The organism is Haloferax elongans ATCC BAA-1513, assembly GCF_000336755.1.
Lineage (GTDB): Archaea > Halobacteriota > Halobacteria > Halobacteriales > Haloferacaceae > Haloferax > Haloferax elongans.
This window is the reverse complement of record NZ_AOLK01000011.1, coordinates 240,068-253,630: the sequence shown is the minus strand read 5'-3', so window position 1 is coordinate 253,630 and position 13,563 is coordinate 240,068. Positions and strand designations below refer to the sequence as shown.

General features: G+C 61.1%; 14 protein-coding genes and 2 tRNA genes. 12 read left to right on the top strand and 4 right to left on the bottom strand.

The window, feature by feature from the left end; all coding sequences use genetic code 11:
• Window positions 1–28: 28 nt before the first annotated feature.
• Entirely contained in the window at window positions 29–313 is a 285-nt protein-coding gene (locus C453_RS03590) for a DUF7091 family protein (RefSeq protein ID WP_008322756.1), read from the bottom strand.
• A gap of 194 nt (window positions 314–507) precedes the next feature.
• On the opposite strand from C453_RS03590, the gene C453_RS03585 reads away from it, so the two are divergent.
• The 3 genes from C453_RS03585 (at window position 508) to C453_RS03575 (ending at window position 2,552) form a co-directional block, all read left to right on the top strand.
• On the top strand, window positions 508–1,443 hold the full coding sequence (locus C453_RS03585; protein ID WP_007544433.1) for a hypothetical protein: 936 nt from the start codon (window positions 508–510) through the stop codon (window positions 1,441–1,443).
• On the top strand, window positions 1,444–2,031 hold the full coding sequence (locus C453_RS03580) for an RPA family protein (RefSeq protein WP_008322755.1): 588 nt from the start codon (window positions 1,444–1,446) through the stop codon (window positions 2,029–2,031).
• A 98-nt stretch (window positions 2,032–2,129) separates the two neighbouring features.
• On the top strand, window positions 2,130–2,552 hold the full coding sequence (locus tag C453_RS03575) for a ribbon-helix-helix protein, CopG family (protein WP_008322754.1): 423 nt from the start codon (window positions 2,130–2,132) through the stop codon (window positions 2,550–2,552).
• A 23-nt stretch (window positions 2,553–2,575) separates the two neighbouring features.
• Here the strand turns inward: C453_RS03575 and C453_RS03570 are convergent, their stop codons facing one another.
• Window positions 2,576–3,037, bottom strand: coding sequence for a DUF5814 domain-containing protein (locus C453_RS03570; protein WP_008322753.1), 462 nt, complete (start codon window positions 3,035–3,037; stop codon window positions 2,576–2,578).
• Between the two features lie 125 nt (window positions 3,038–3,162).
• Between C453_RS03570 and C453_RS03565 the strand changes: the two genes are divergently transcribed.
• The 3 genes from C453_RS03565 (at window position 3,163) to C453_RS03555 (ending at window position 5,058) form a co-directional block, all read left to right on the top strand.
• Window positions 3,163–3,235, top strand: a tRNA-His gene (locus tag C453_RS03565).
• A 278-nt stretch (window positions 3,236–3,513) separates the two neighbouring features.
• A complete protein-coding gene (locus tag C453_RS03560) occupies window positions 3,514–4,227 on the top strand; it encodes a helix-turn-helix domain-containing protein (protein ID WP_008322752.1) in 714 nt (237 codons plus the stop codon).
• Between the two features lie 84 nt (window positions 4,228–4,311).
• Window positions 4,312–5,058, top strand: a complete 747-nt coding sequence (locus C453_RS03555; protein WP_008322751.1) for an aspartate/glutamate racemase family protein — start codon at window positions 4,312–4,314, stop codon at window positions 5,056–5,058.
• Window positions 5,059–5,121: 63 nt separating this feature from the next.
• Here the strand turns inward: C453_RS03555 and C453_RS19470 are convergent, their stop codons facing one another.
• On the bottom strand, window positions 5,122–5,286 hold the full coding sequence (locus tag C453_RS19470; RefSeq protein ID WP_008322745.1) for a DUF1059 domain-containing protein: 165 nt from the start codon (window positions 5,284–5,286) through the stop codon (window positions 5,122–5,124).
• Window positions 5,287–5,430: 144 nt separating this feature from the next.
• Here C453_RS19470 and C453_RS03550 point away from each other — a divergent pair, with 144 nt between their 5' ends.
• Window positions 5,431–6,192: a competence/damage-inducible protein A gene (locus tag C453_RS03550; protein WP_008322740.1), complete on the top strand. Its 762-nt coding sequence runs from the start codon at window positions 5,431–5,433 to the stop codon at window positions 6,190–6,192.
• A 37-nt stretch (window positions 6,193–6,229) separates the two neighbouring features.
• Here the strand turns inward: C453_RS03550 and C453_RS03545 are convergent, their stop codons facing one another.
• Window positions 6,230–7,402, bottom strand: a complete 1,173-nt coding sequence (locus tag C453_RS03545; RefSeq protein ID WP_049907492.1) for a M50 family metallopeptidase — start codon at window positions 7,400–7,402, stop codon at window positions 6,230–6,232.
• An 86-nt stretch (window positions 7,403–7,488) separates the two neighbouring features.
• On the opposite strand from C453_RS03545, the gene C453_RS03540 reads away from it, so the two are divergent.
• The 5 genes from C453_RS03540 (at window position 7,489) to C453_RS03520 (ending at window position 13,322) form a co-directional block, all read left to right on the top strand.
• A complete protein-coding gene (locus C453_RS03540; protein WP_008322737.1) occupies window positions 7,489–7,869 on the top strand; it encodes a cupin domain-containing protein in 381 nt (126 codons plus the stop codon).
• A gap of 230 nt (window positions 7,870–8,099) precedes the next feature.
• A complete protein-coding gene (locus C453_RS03535; protein ID WP_049907491.1) occupies window positions 8,100–9,152 on the top strand; it encodes a hypothetical protein in 1,053 nt (350 codons plus the stop codon).
• Between the two features lie 57 nt (window positions 9,153–9,209).
• Window positions 9,210–11,264, top strand: a complete 2,055-nt coding sequence (locus C453_RS03530) for a DEAD/DEAH box helicase (protein WP_008322735.1) — start codon at window positions 9,210–9,212, stop codon at window positions 11,262–11,264.
• A 78-nt stretch (window positions 11,265–11,342) separates the two neighbouring features.
• Entirely contained in the window at window positions 11,343–13,199 is a 1,857-nt protein-coding gene (locus tag C453_RS03525) for an SLC13 family permease (protein WP_049907490.1), read from the top strand.
• Window positions 13,200–13,249: 50 nt separating this feature from the next.
• Window positions 13,250–13,322 (top strand) — tRNA-Pro (locus C453_RS03520).
• Window positions 13,323–13,563 lie beyond the last annotated feature (241 nt).

Below are 13,563 nucleotides of genomic sequence, written 5' to 3'. Positions count from 1 at the left end.
CGGCAGGTCGAGACCAAGGGTGAAAATCCTACCACGTCTCGACGATGCCTTCGCGAACGTCTTCGACACAGCCCTGACAGTCCGGGTGGTCGGGGTCGAAGCAGGCGGGTCTCCCCTTCGCGTCGATGGCCACGGCGCGGCGTTCTGCGTGTCGCCGACAGACGATTTTGGCACGCCCCTCGGCGTCTTTCGGGAGAGAATCGACAGCGTCTGACGACGAGCGGCCGTCGTTGTAGGCGCGTTTGACCTCCTCGTAGCGCTTACCAGCGGTTCGAGCAGCGCTTCGGATGATGCTTTCGAGGCGGTCGTCCATGGAACACGGTGCGTGCCCCGGGCGTATCAATTCCTCGCTCGTCTGCGTTCGACGCCGGAAACTCAAATCGGACGCATTACCGACCCTATGGATGGCAGTATTCACTTTCACCTCACTTTGCAACTTTTTATATGAATACGCATCCAACCTGCGTATGCCTCCCAATGGAAACCAAGGTGGAGGCGAGGTAAACCATGACTGATCTGCGAACCCATGCGGCAGAGATAGCTGAACAGTTTTCGGACCATCTAGACGTGTCCGTCGACGATGTCGAAGAGCGACTCGAGAGTCTCGTAAACGAGTACCGCGTCCCCGTCGACGAAGCACGGCGGAGTGTCGTCAACAGTTACCTCGACGAGGCCGACATCGACCGCGACGAACTCGGCGGCGGTGCCGGCGGCAACGAGGAGACGCTCCTCAACGACATCGACGAGGACGAACAGTGGGTCGACGTGCGCGCGAAGGTCGTCGAACTCTGGGAACCCCGGAGCGAGGCCATTGCACAGGTCGGCTTGCTCGGCGACGACTCCGGGCGGATGAAGTTCGTCTCCTTCACCACGTCGGAACTCCCCGAACTCGAAGAAGGCAAATCGTACGCCCTCGGCAACGTCGTCACCGACGAGTACCAGGGCAACTTCTCCGTGAAGCTCAACCGAACGACGAGCATCACGGAACTCGACGAGGACATCGAAGTCGGCGACGACTCGACGAGCGTCGAGGGGGCGCTGGTGGACATCCAGTCCGGCAGCGGTCTCATCAAGCGTTGTCCCGAAGAGGGCTGTACGCGCGTCCTTCAGAACGGTCGCTGTTCCGAACACGGCAACGTCGAAGGCGAATTCGACCTTCGCATCAAGGCCGTGCTCGACGACGGAAACGAGGTCCACGAGGTCATCTTCAACCGCGAGATGACCGAGGAACTGACGGGTATCGAGCTGGATGAAGCGAAGCAGATGGCCATGGACGCCCTCGACACCACCATCGTCGAAGAGGAGATGCGAGACGACCTCGTCGGCGTCTACTACCGGGTCACGGGGCCGACCCTCGGCCGATACGTTCTCGCGAACGAGGTCGAACGGCTCTCTGAACCCGCGGACGTCGAAGAACTGCTGATTAAAGCGAGGTCGATGTAGATGAGTTCCAACGAGATTCCAACCCGAGAAGTTGCCCGGCGCGTCTTCGCACAGGAGTTCAACGACGCCGGTTACACGTTCAAAGAGTCCGACGACGAGCGCGCACCCGTCTATCTCCTCCTCCCGACGGGCGAGCGTGCTAACCGCGTCTTCCTCGTCGGCACCCTTACCGAGAAAGACGACGTGGGCGAGGACAACGAGTACTGGCGGGGTCGCATCGTCGACCCGACGGGGACGTTCTTCGTCTACGCCGGGCAGTACCAGCCCGAGGCCGCAAGCGCACTGCGCGACCTCGAACCCCCGGCCTACGTCGCCGTCGTCGGCAAGCCGCGAACCTACGAGACGGACGATGGCTCCATCAACGTCTCCGTCCGACCGGAGTCCATCACAGAAGTCGACGCCGCGACGCGCGACCGCTGGGTCTCCGAGACGGCGACGCGAACGCTCGAACGTATCGAGGCGTTCGACGACGAGGGCAACGAGTACGCCCTGATGGCAGGCGAGAACTACGACCTGTCCGTCGACGAGTACAAGCAGGCCTCGATTGCCGCGCTCGAAAGCCTCGAAGGCTCCGACGAACTGGAATAACGCCCACGCGACCACCACATCATTTTCGGCGGGAATCGGCGTTCGTCCCGCTCGTCTGACGAAATCTTAAGTGGCCAGACTACAGACCGACGAGTATCATGGGCAACAAGAACAAGACCATCTCGTTTCGCGTCAACGAAGACGCGTTCGAGACCCTTCGGGAGATAGCCGAAGAACGGGACATCTCCCTGTCCGCCGTTTTCCGCGACTACGTGGACACGTTAGTTGCCCACGACGGTCAGGTGGAAGTCGTCCCGGAACACGAACTCGACCGGCTGCGCGAGGGTGGCGAGACACACGAGTCGTTCCCGCCGACCGTCGAAGTGCCGAAGAGTTTCATCCGCGAGCACGAGCGCCTCGAACTAGAGGCCGAACACCTCCGCGAGCAGCTCGAAGAGCACAAAGGCTACGTGAACTACCTTCGAGAGCAACTGGAAAACGACACCGGCGAAGTCGAGGAAGTCATCCAACTCGAAGACCTCGACGCGTCGGGTGACGAACCGCCGTTCAAACTCGGTTGAGAATCGGTTCGGAAAGCGGCGACTTAGCGCGGGCCGACCAAGTCTTTCTTTGCCTGCCGCGCTTCGTCAAGCATCTCTCTGTCTCCTTCCACGTCGGCGAGCGCTTCGACCGATTCGAGCGTCCGCACCGAGTTGTCGAGGAACGAGAGCACGTCGCCGGGATAGGCGTACACCATGTACTCGTCGCTCATCACGTCCACGATAGCGTCGGGGCCGAGCCCCTGTGCGCGCAGTTCGAGCAGGTAGTTGATGAACTTGCGTTCGGGGTAGCCGGTGTAGATGTCGTCGGAGTTCTCGCAGTCGAGGAAGTCCTGCGCGAAGTCCAACAGGCGGTCACGGGTCGCGTCGTCGACTTTCGAGAGCCCCTCGCCCGAATAGAGGATTTCGAGCGTCGCACCGCTAAAGACGCGCTTCGGGATGTTCGTATCCAGTTGCGAGACGATTTGGCGGTGGTTCTTGAGATAGATTTTGTCCGTGATAGCCACGCGTAGGCGTCCCTTTGGCTGTGACGAGCAAAAGATTCCCGGTGGAGAGTGTGCGGGTCTGAGTCGTACTGCCCCCGAGTCGTAACGTATTTTAGTCGTAGCGGATTACAGATGGTTGCAGCGTGTCCGGGTTGGGGTAGTGGACTATCCTTCAGCCTTGTGGAGGCTGAGACGCGGGTTCAATTCTCGCACCTGGACCTTCTTCACATTCTCACCGTTCGAGCGTGTGCTCGCGTCAGTGAGCACCGCGAGTACTAATCGAGAATGTGCGAAGTCTGACGGAGAGAATTGAACTCGGGAGCGACGCGAACGAAGTGAGTAGAGCGACCATAGTTCACGCGAGCGAAGCGAGCGTGAATACGTGAGGTGAATCCTCACGGTGTTCAATTCTCAGATAAAACCACCTCCCACATTCTTCGACCCCCACAGCCGCCAATCTAACCAATTTTTCACGACAGACGAACATGGTCCCACCAATGAGCGCATCGAACGGTGAACGGGAACTCCTCAATCTCACTCTCGAGGTCTGGCATCCCGACTGTTGGGGAATTATCTCCACAGACGAAGCGGGGAGTGGCCTCATCGGTCATGGTGCGGCGGTCGACGACACCTCGGCGTACGAGCGGTGTACGATTTACGGCGACTCGCGCGAGCACGTGACGCAGGCAATCGAAGTCGCACACGACGTCTCGTTTATCAACCACATCGAGTCGATTGGGTCCGCCGCGAGCGAAGACGCGCTCGCGTCACCAATCGGCCACGCCGCACAGGACGTGTTCATCGAATACGACGTGGACGAGGGAATCGGCTCGGCGTTCCTGACGCGGGGCGTGCTCGTCGATAGCTCCTATCGAATCGAAGACGGCGTCGAGACGTGGAACCTGCTCGCGCACACGTCGCGGTCGTCGCTCGGGCGACTGCTCGACGAAATCCGGGAGGAGCGCGACGCGGAAATCTCGGTCACGAAAATCGCTCCGGCGTCCGAACCAGTGCGCCCGCCGTCGGTTGGAGAGCCGACGTTGCTCACCCCGCGACAACGCGAAGCGGTAAACATCGCAAAGCGGTACGGCTACTACAACTGGCCGCGGGAGGCGTCGGCACAGGAGTTGGCCGACGAACTCGGCGTCTCGAAGGCGACGTTTCTCGAACACCTCCGTAAGGCGGAGGCGAAACTCATCGGAAATCAGTAGGCGAGCGGAGATTTTTCAGGTGGTTCTGGGCGACCCTTCTATGGAAGGGTCTCGCTGATAGGGTGGCGTGCACTCTCGAAGTGTATGCCAGAGAGTACGAATACGAGCGCCAGCGACGAACCGCGAACGATTGGTATCCTCGGCGGCATGAGCGGCAAATCGACCGTCGAGTACTACCGCCGCATCGACGACGCGGTCAACGAACGCTACGGCGGCCATCACGCCGGCGACATCCTGATTCGGAGCGTCAACTTCGCCGACATCGAGGGGTTCATCGCCAGCGAGCAGTGGGACGAAGCAGGGTCGTACCTCGCCGATGCCGCGCGGGACCTCGAAGCGGGCGGTGCCGATTTCGTCATCATGGCCACCAACACCATGCACAAGGTCGCCCCGGACATCACCGACGCGCTCTCGATTCCGTTCGTTCACATCGTGGACGCTGCCGCCGACGCGATTCTGGACGCCGGAATCGACACCGTCGGCGTGCTCGGAACGTCGGTGACGATGGAAGACGCGTTCTACCGAGAACGCTTCGCACAGCACGACATCGACATTGTCGTGCCCGACGAGGCCGACCGCGAGGACGTAGACCGAATCGTCTTCGAGGAGTTGACCAAAGGCAAGATTCGAGACGAGTCTCGCGACCGCTATCTCGAAGTCGTCGACGACCTCGTCGAGCAGGGTGCGGAGGGCGTCGTCCTCGGGTGTACGGAAATCGAGCAACTCATCGACCAAGCAGACCGCCCCGAGACACCGTTTTTCGACACGACCGCGCTCCACGTCGAACGGGCCGTCAAAGAGAGTCTCGACGTCAGTGTGGAAGCGCAGTGACGGCTCTCGGATCGGCGACGTGCTGGACCTAAGCGGCGCGTTGTACTCGCAAAAATGAGGCAGTCAGATGTCGACTGCCAGTCCGCGGATGTCGCTCGCGGACAGTTCGGTGCCGTGTGTGTTCATCGCATGTTCCTTGACGAACTCTACGAGTTCATCTTCGTTCTCTGATTGGACTTGGAAGTCGCAATCGTAGCCCGCCTCTCGGCAGACGATTCGCTTTGTCATCTCTGTGTCACCACCACAATGGCGTGTTACACTATGGCACGTCAGAGAATAATCGTTGTGTGTCCGTGCGCTGCAGTTGCAAGGGGCGGGAGAACCCCCGTTCGAAACGAGTACGTCTTTCTCTTCGCGCGGCAACCGTCACCTATGCACGTCGCCATCCTCACCGTCGGCAACGAACTCCTCGCGGGCGACATCGAGAACACGAACGCGACGTGGCTCGCTCGACGGCTGACCGAAGAAGGGGCGACAGTAGCGCGCATCCAGACGATTCCAGACGACCACGACGTCATCGCTGGCGTGGTCTCGGAGTGGAGCGCGTCTTTCGACGCGGTCGTCGTGACCGGTGGCCTCGGCGGCACGCCCGACGACATCACCATGGAGGCCGTCGCCGCCGGACTCGGTCGTGAGTTCGTACTCATCGACGACGCGGCCGAGCAGGTCGAAGCAACTATCGACGCGATTCTCGAACGCCGGTCAGACATCGATTTCGACCTCGACGTGGCGTGGTACGCCTCGATGCCCGAGGGAGCCGAAGTACTCCCGAACGACGAGGGGCTCGCACCCGGATGTCGGGCGGGGAACGTCTACGTGCTGCCGGGAATCCCCACCGAGATGAAGCCGATATTCGAGACGATTGCAGACCGGTTCGCTGGCGAGAGAGCCTCACGAGAGGTCTACGCCGACGCACCTGAGGGTGCCGTCGCCCGCGAACTCGGTGCCGTGGCGACCAACTTCGGCGTGGAAGTCGGGAGCTATCCCAACCGGGGCGGCCCGACGCGAATCAAACTCAGCGGTGCTGACCCGGTCGTCCTCGACGACGCGATGGCGTGGCTCCGGGAGAATGCGACGGTGAACCTCTACGAGAGTGAGCGTGCGGTCAAAGACGCGCGGAAGGAAAGTGAGTGAGTGAGTGGGTGACTGGGGCGAATTATTGAGTGAGCGCTTAGCGGAGCTGTGCTAAGCTAGCCTCGTTGAGCGGCGTCGCGTCGAGCGACCCGCGACTGCGGATGATGTTGAAGGCAGTCACGAGGTCAGACCGGGAGACGAGGCCGACGAGGTCTCCCTGCTCATCGACGACCGGGAGGCGACCAACGCCGCGTTCCTGCATGAGGGCGATAGCGTCCATCGCGTCCGCATCGGGGTCGATGGTGGCGAGTTCGTCGCTCATGATGTCGTCGACGCGGTAGGCGTCGCGTTCGACTTCTCTGATGCTGCGGGCGTCGTCGAGAGTGACCATACCGACGAGGTTGCCGTTTCGGAGGACGGGATAGCCCGTGTGGCGTTCGACGAACATGCGTTCGAGGAGTTCCGCGACTGACGTCTGTTCTTCGACCACGTCGAGGTCCTCGCTTCCGGTCATGATGTCGCGGACGACGACATCCTGGAACGTCGCCTTGAGGACGGTCTGTTGGGCCTCACCCGACGCGCCCATGTAGATGAAGAAGGCGAGCGCGACGAGAAAGAGGTTGAAGAACAGCCCGAAGATTCCGAGGAGGAAGGCGAACACCTTCCCGACTTCGGCGGCCATCTGGGTCGCCTTCGCGTGGGGGCGCGTCCGGGCGAGAAGGGCGCGAAGGACGCGTCCACCGTCCATCGGGAACCCGGGGAGCATGTTGAAGATGGCCAGTGAGACGTTCATCAGCGCGAGGTATCCGAAGACGAACAGCGCCGGACCCTGCGACTCGGGAAGGGCAAGAAAGCCGACGTACGAAACGACGCCGATAGCGACGGAGACGAGCGGGCCAGCAACGGCGATAGCGAACTCCTGTTTCCAGTCTTCGGGAATCTCCTTGAAGCGAGCGACACCACCGAAGAGCCACAGCGTAATCGACTCGATTTCGTAGCCGTAGCGCATGGCGACGAGCGAGTGGCCGAACTCGTGGAGTAGGACACCGGCGAACAGCCCGATAGCGGCAGCAGAGCCGAGTATCCACTGCATCGACCCAGTCGTGAGCACCTCGCCGTCGATGGCGGTCCCGAAGAGGTCGTTGATGACAACCGTGAGGTTCGCCACGTCAGACCCGATGAGCCACGCGAAAAGCGGGAGGACCAAGAGGAAGGTGAGGTCGAGCCGAATCGGGATACCGAAGGCGCTACCAATGCGGATTCCTCGCATACCCGTACTTACCATGGGAAGGTCTTAAGTCGTCAGGCTGGAGGCACGGGGGAAGGCTTACGCGGCCCGGCGATACACGGAGAGATATGAGCGATTCCCGACCCGAACCAGTGGTCAAGCGAGGCGACGACATCGAGTACGAGGCTGTCGGTGCCGCAGAAGGGATGCACAAGGGCGTCCTCATCTCCGGCGACGACGACGCACCGCACTTCGCAATCCGGCGGTTCGTCCTCGAACCCGGTGCGTCGGTGCCGAACCACACCAACGAGGTCGAACACGAACAGTACGTCCTCTCTGGGTCCTACACCGTCGGCATCGGCGACGAGGAGTACGACGTCGAAGCAGGTGACTCGCTTCTCATCCCAGCAGGCGTCCCCCACTGGTATCGAAACGGCTCCGAGGAAGAAGGGTCGTTCATCTGTGCGGTTCCGAACGGCGACGACGCCATCGAACTCGTCGACACGTAAGCGCCCACCCGTCTAGTCTCTCGTTTTGTCGAACTTCGTATGTGACCGTCTACTGCAGATGCTATGCCGTCACTAACAGTCAGAGTAGCGTGTTAGTCACCCATGATAAGTTGTCAGGAATTTTGTAACAAAGGGTCGGCACCACAGAATGGCACCAAGAAGCACAGTCAGTGTGCTTCGGGCGCTGGGGAACCCCTGTGGGGGGACACGCGGCGTCAAAGAACCAAATCATGCAACGAAGAACATATCTCAAGACGCTTGCAGGAGTGGGTGTCGTTGGCGCAGTCGGTGTGGGTGCCCTGTCAGGAAACGCCGCGGCGATGAACGTCAATATCGGCGCTGGTGACGTCAACGTGGGGACGAACGACGAAGGTGAAGTCGATGCAGTCACCATCGATCCCAAGTTCAGAGTCGAATGGCGAAACTTCGACCAGACGGTCGCCAAGATATTCTACCTCGTCGAGGCCGCGCTCGAAGACGAGGACGGTCGAACGCCGTACGAAGGCGGCTATCTCGGAGACGGCTTCTCGCCAGTGTTCCGTGCGACGCCCTGGATAAACGCCAGCGCCCCAACGGGAGTCTCCGAGAGTGCACCGGGAACAACCGGACACTACGAACTCACCGTCCCTCTCTCGCAGGCCCTCTCAAACGATTCGCGTGTCTCGAACGCCGATACGTCTCGTCCCGTGCCGCGGCCGTTAGCCGTGTTCAACAAGGCGGGTCGCCCGGATTACGAGAGTGTCGCAGACGGCGATTACCCCGCGGGGTCGCAAGCGAGCTATCTCGACGGAACCAGTATGGGTCCCGCGAGTGACGCCGAGTCGATGCTGGTAGACGGGGAAGGTCTCCCACTCGTCAACAACTTCCCCGGTGCCAACGCGGGTTACTACGGCGCTGCTGGCGACGTCTCACAGTTCCGAGACACGACCGAAGACGAACAGAAAAAAGAGACGAGAGTCTTCCTGCGATACACGTTCGAACTGCAGCGACCGAACGGCGACCCATCGACCGGCGCATTCAGTGGGTTCGGAATCCCCGCGGAGGACTTCGACAGCGGCAACAGTCGAATCGTCTACCCGAGCGGTGAACTAGGGAACTACGACTTCGAAGGCAACGGCTACACCGCCTCCGGCCTCTCGTATGCAACCCTCCGTAACTTCGCCGACCAGCACGTCGGAATCACCGTCGCTACGACCGACTTCACCGTCAAAGTCGGCAACGAAACGTCAGAAGTCGGTGTCACCGGAACGAGCGGAACTGGTGCCGAAGCGCCGAGTCCATAGTCCCTCCTCCCTTTTCGAAGCGAACTGCTCAAATAACGCGAGAACGCACCAAAGGGTGTGTCTCAACAGGTCACCCGCGTCGATACGCTCTTTCTCCACCAGACAGGTGACGACTATCTCGTCGTCGTCCGTCGGGACGGAAAGCGGGTGCTCCGCGGAAAACTCGAACTGAAGCAGACGAACGCGGGGCCCCGACCGCTTCGCTTCCTCGTGGTCCAGAAGGGTGCCGAAGAGCCGCGCGACCCGAGTCAGTTTGTCGAACTCGCTCGCTCGGCCTCTCGTATCCGCATCTCGCAGCAGACTCCCAGTGCGGGCCGTGAGGAACTCAAGGCGATGCTCGAGGGGTACCAACTCGAAGCGCTCGTCGTTCGGACCTGTCGTCGCTGTGCGATAAACGGGCGCTACTCGCCTATCACCGACGACACGGCCATCAAGGCCGAACACGAGGATATCTGCCGCGACTGCGCAGTGCAGGAACTCGAACAGGAACTCTCGTACAGTGGCGGCCTCACCCGTGCTGCGCAGGACCGACTCGAAGAACTCCTCTACGAGACCCAAGACCTGACGCGCATCACGAACCTCCTACAGGGCGAACTCGACCCCGACCTGACGAAGTTCGACACCATCAGCGCGACCACCGAGGACGTCGACCTCGTCGACACGGCCGACCTCGACGTCCATCCCAACCTGAAGTCGATGCTGACAGACCGGTTCGAAACGCTGCTTCCGGTCCAGAGTCTCTCCGTCTCGAACGGCGTGCTCGACGGCGACGACCAACTCGTCGTGAGTGCGACTGCGACCGGGAAGACCCTCATCGGCGAACTCGCCGGTATCGACCGGATGCTGAAGGGAAGCGGAAAGATGCTCTTTCTCGTCCCGCTGGTCGCCCTTGCGAACCAGAAACACGAGGACTTCAAGGAGCGCTACGGCCACCTCGGGAAAGTCACCATCCGCGTCGGTGCGAGCCGAATCAACGACGACGGCAACCGGTTCGACCCGAACGCCGACGTCATCGTCGGCACCTACGAGGGTATCGACCACGCGCTCCGAACGGGCAAGGACCTCGGCGACATCGGCACTGTCGTCATCGACGAGGTCCACACGCTCAAGGAAGAAGAACGAGGCCACCGCCTCGACGGGATGATTTCGCGGCTCAAGCACTATTGTGAGTCGCGGGCGAGTCGGAGTGACGACTACGGGGGCGCGCAGTGGATTTACCTCTCTGCGACCGTCGGCAACCCGAACTGGTTGGCCCAGACCCTCCGGGCGAAACTCATCGAGTACGAAGACCGCCCGGTCCCCATCGAACGCCACGTCACCTTCGCCGACGGGCAGGAAAAGACCAGAATCGAAAACCGCCTCGTGAAACGGGCGTTCGACACCAAGTCGTCGAAAGGCTACCGCGGCCAGACGATTATCTTCACCAACTCGCGGCGTCGCTGTCACGAGATTTCGCGGAAGATGGAGTACAACGCCGCGCCGTATCACGCGGGGTTGGACTACAAGCGCCGCAAGCGTGTGGAGCGACAGTTCGCCGACCAAGACCTCGCGGCCGTCGTGACGACCGCGGCACTCGCTGCGGGTGTCGACTTCCCGGCGTCGCAGGTTATCTTCGACACGCTCGCGATGGGTATCGAGTGGCTCTCCGTCCAAGAGTTCAGCCAGATGCTCGGTCGGGCAGGGCGCCCTGACTACCACGACAAAGGGACCGTCTACCTCCTCGTCGAACCCGATACGAGCTATCACAACACGATGGAGATGACCGAAGACGAGGTCGCGTTCAAGCTCCTGAAAGGCGAGATGGAAGAGGTTCGAACCGTCTACGACGAATCTGCCGCCGTCGAGGAGACGCTGGCGAACATCGTCGTCGCAGGCAAGAAAGCGAAGGCACTCAACGACCGGATGCTCGGCGAGGTGCCGACGACGCACGCCGTCGGAAAGCTCATCGAGTGGGAGTTCATCGACGGACTCGAACCGACGCCGCTCGGTCGGGCGATTACCAGACAGTTCCTCTCGCCCAGTGACGCGTTCCGCATCCTCGACGGTATCCGAAATGGCCTCTCGCCGTACGGCATCGTCGCCGACCTCGAACTGGCCGACGAGGGTCGGTAACCCCGGACATCGGTAGTCAACCACGGGAAACGTTCCGAATCCCGCACCCTTTTCGGCTGTCAGTACCTCGATACCCGCGTGGTAGCGATAACTCCGGGTATCGTGGTCATCTTCGCCATCATCCTCCTCGCGTTGCTGTTCTTCGCGACGGAGCCGGTTCCGGTGGACGTGACTGCCATCGGCGTGATGGTGACGCTGATGTTGGTCCAGCCAGTCTCGGAGCTATTCGTCTCCCTCGGACTGCTTGGCGCGCCAATCGTCTTTTTCGAGTCGTATCCGGGTGACGCGCTGTCTGGGTTCGCCAACACGGCGACGCTGACCGTTCTTGCGATGTTTATCCTGAGCGAAGGCGTCCAGCGAACGGGCATCATCCAACTGCTCGGTGCGAAAATCGCGTCGTTCACCGGGGACGACGAGTTGAAGCAACTCGGTGCGACGGTCGGTGTCGTCAGCCCAATCTCGGGGTTCATCAACAACACTGCCGCCGTCGCCATCTTGCTCCCGATGGTGACGGACCTCGCAGAGCGCGGGAATACGTCGCCGTCGAAGCTCCTCTTGCCGCTTTCGTACGCCTCGATGTTCGGCGGAATGTTGACCCTCATCGGAACGTCGACCAACATCCTCGCCAGCGACGTGTACTCGCGCATCACCGGTGAGGCGGCCATCTCGATGTTCCAGTTCACCCACCTCGGAGTCGTCGTCATGGTCGTCGGCACCATCTATCTCCTGACTGTCGGGCGGCGACTCACACCCGCCAGAATCGAGCCTCGAAGGGACCTGACCGAGGAGTTCGAGATGGCGGAGTACCTGACCGAAGTCGTCGTCAGGGAGGACTCGCCGGTCGTCGGACAGCAGGTACAGACTGCGCTCGTCGAGACGGACTTCGACGTCGACCTCCTGCAGTTGATTCGCGGTGACAGCGTCTTCCTCGAACCGCTCGGCCCGAAGGAGATACAGGTCGGCGACGTGTTCACCGTCAGGACCGACCGCGACACCCTCGTCGAACTCCTCGACGTAGAGGGACTCGACCTCGTCCCCGTGACGGTCACGGAAGACGAACTCGAACTCGCAGACGAAGGGCAGAACCTCGTCGAAATCGTCGTCGCGCCGGGGTCGTCACTCGTCGGCGAGACGCTCACCTCTGCGAGCTTCAGACAGCGATACAACGCGACCGTCCTCGCGCTCCGACGTGGGGGCGAACTCATCCGCCGTCGGATGGACAACCTCCCACTTCGCGTCGGCGACACACTCCTCATTCAGGGAACCGCCAGCAGCATCGAGCGCCTCGACAACAACCGAAACTTCATCGTCGCACAGGAAATCGAGCGCCACGACTACCGCGAGTCGAAGATTCCCGTCGCTGTCGGCATCGTCGCGGGCGTCGTCGCCCTCGCGGCACTCGATTTCGTCCCGATTGTCGTCTCGGCACTCATGGGCGCACTCGCGATGGTCGCGACGAAGTGTCTCCGGCCGCCCGAACTGTACGACGCCGTCCAGTGGGACGTCATCTTCCTCCTCGCAGGTGTCATCCCGTTGGGCATCGCCATGGAGACCTCGGGCGCGGCCGCCCTCCTCGCCGAGCTGGTCGTGATGTCGGGGACGGTCCTCCCGCTTCTCGGCGTCCTCGGCGTGTTCTACTTCGTGACGGCGCTGCTGACGAACATCATCTCGAACAACGCGAGTGTCGTGCTCATGATTCCGGTGGCCATCGAGGCGGCGACGACGTTGGGCGCGCGACCCTTCTCGTTCGTCCTCGCCGTGATGTTCGCTGCCTCGACCGCGTTCATGACGCCGGTCGGCTATCAGACGAATCTGTTCGTGTACGGCCCGGGCGGGTACAAATTCACGGACTATATTCGCGTTGGCGGCCCGCTACAGCTGGTTCTCGGCATTGTGACGACCCTCGGAGTGGCGTATTTCTTCCCCCTCACCTGAAAATCGAGGAACGAAACCCTTTACTCCAAGACGAGGAGAGACGTATATGCGGGACCGTGGGTTAGCCTGGTATACTTCGGGCCTTGGGTGCCCGTGACCCCGGTTCAAATCCGGGCGGTCCCATACCCATTAAGGGGAATTCGGCTAATTTTGCCGGTTTTAACAGCCAACAGCGGTGGTTGGCGTGATGCTCCTGTTCACCGAGGCGAAGCCTCGGGAATGCGGGCATTGTGGTCGCCACGTCACCCACGATTTCTTGGTGTACCAGCGAGTTGAGAAAGTTCAGCAGAGTATATTCGTCAGTAACAAATACCATCTTCAAAACACAAACTATAATCAGTCTTCTGAAGAGAATTGCTCTTCT

Coding starts and splice junctions, on each gene's coding strand:
- C453_RS03580 (WP_008322755.1), top strand. CDS start 1,444: ATGAGTTCCAACGAGATTCCAACCCGAGAAGTTGCCCGGCGCGTCTTC.
- C453_RS03550 (WP_008322740.1), top strand. CDS start 5,431: ATGCACGTCGCCATCCTCACCGTCGGCAACGAACTCCTCGCGGGCGAC.
- C453_RS03585 (WP_007544433.1), top strand. CDS start 508: ATGACTGATCTGCGAACCCATGCGGCAGAGATAGCTGAACAGTTTTCG.
- C453_RS03535 (WP_049907491.1), top strand. CDS start 8,100: ATGCAACGAAGAACATATCTCAAGACGCTTGCAGGAGTGGGTGTCGTT.
- C453_RS03560 (WP_008322752.1), top strand. CDS start 3,514: ATGAGCGCATCGAACGGTGAACGGGAACTCCTCAATCTCACTCTCGAG.
- C453_RS19470 (WP_008322745.1), bottom strand. CDS start 5,286: ATGACAAAGCGAATCGTCTGCCGAGAGGCGGGCTACGATTGCGACTTC.
- C453_RS03545 (WP_049907492.1), bottom strand. CDS start 7,402: ATGCGAGGAATCCGCATTGGTAGCGCCTTCGGTATCCCGATTCGGCTC.
- C453_RS03575 (WP_008322754.1), top strand. CDS start 2,130: ATGGGCAACAAGAACAAGACCATCTCGTTTCGCGTCAACGAAGACGCG.
- C453_RS03590 (WP_008322756.1), bottom strand. CDS start 313: ATGGACGACCGCCTCGAAAGCATCATCCGAAGCGCTGCTCGAACCGCT.
- C453_RS03555 (WP_008322751.1), top strand. CDS start 4,312: ATGCCAGAGAGTACGAATACGAGCGCCAGCGACGAACCGCGAACGATT.
- C453_RS03540 (WP_008322737.1), top strand. CDS start 7,489: ATGAGCGATTCCCGACCCGAACCAGTGGTCAAGCGAGGCGACGACATC.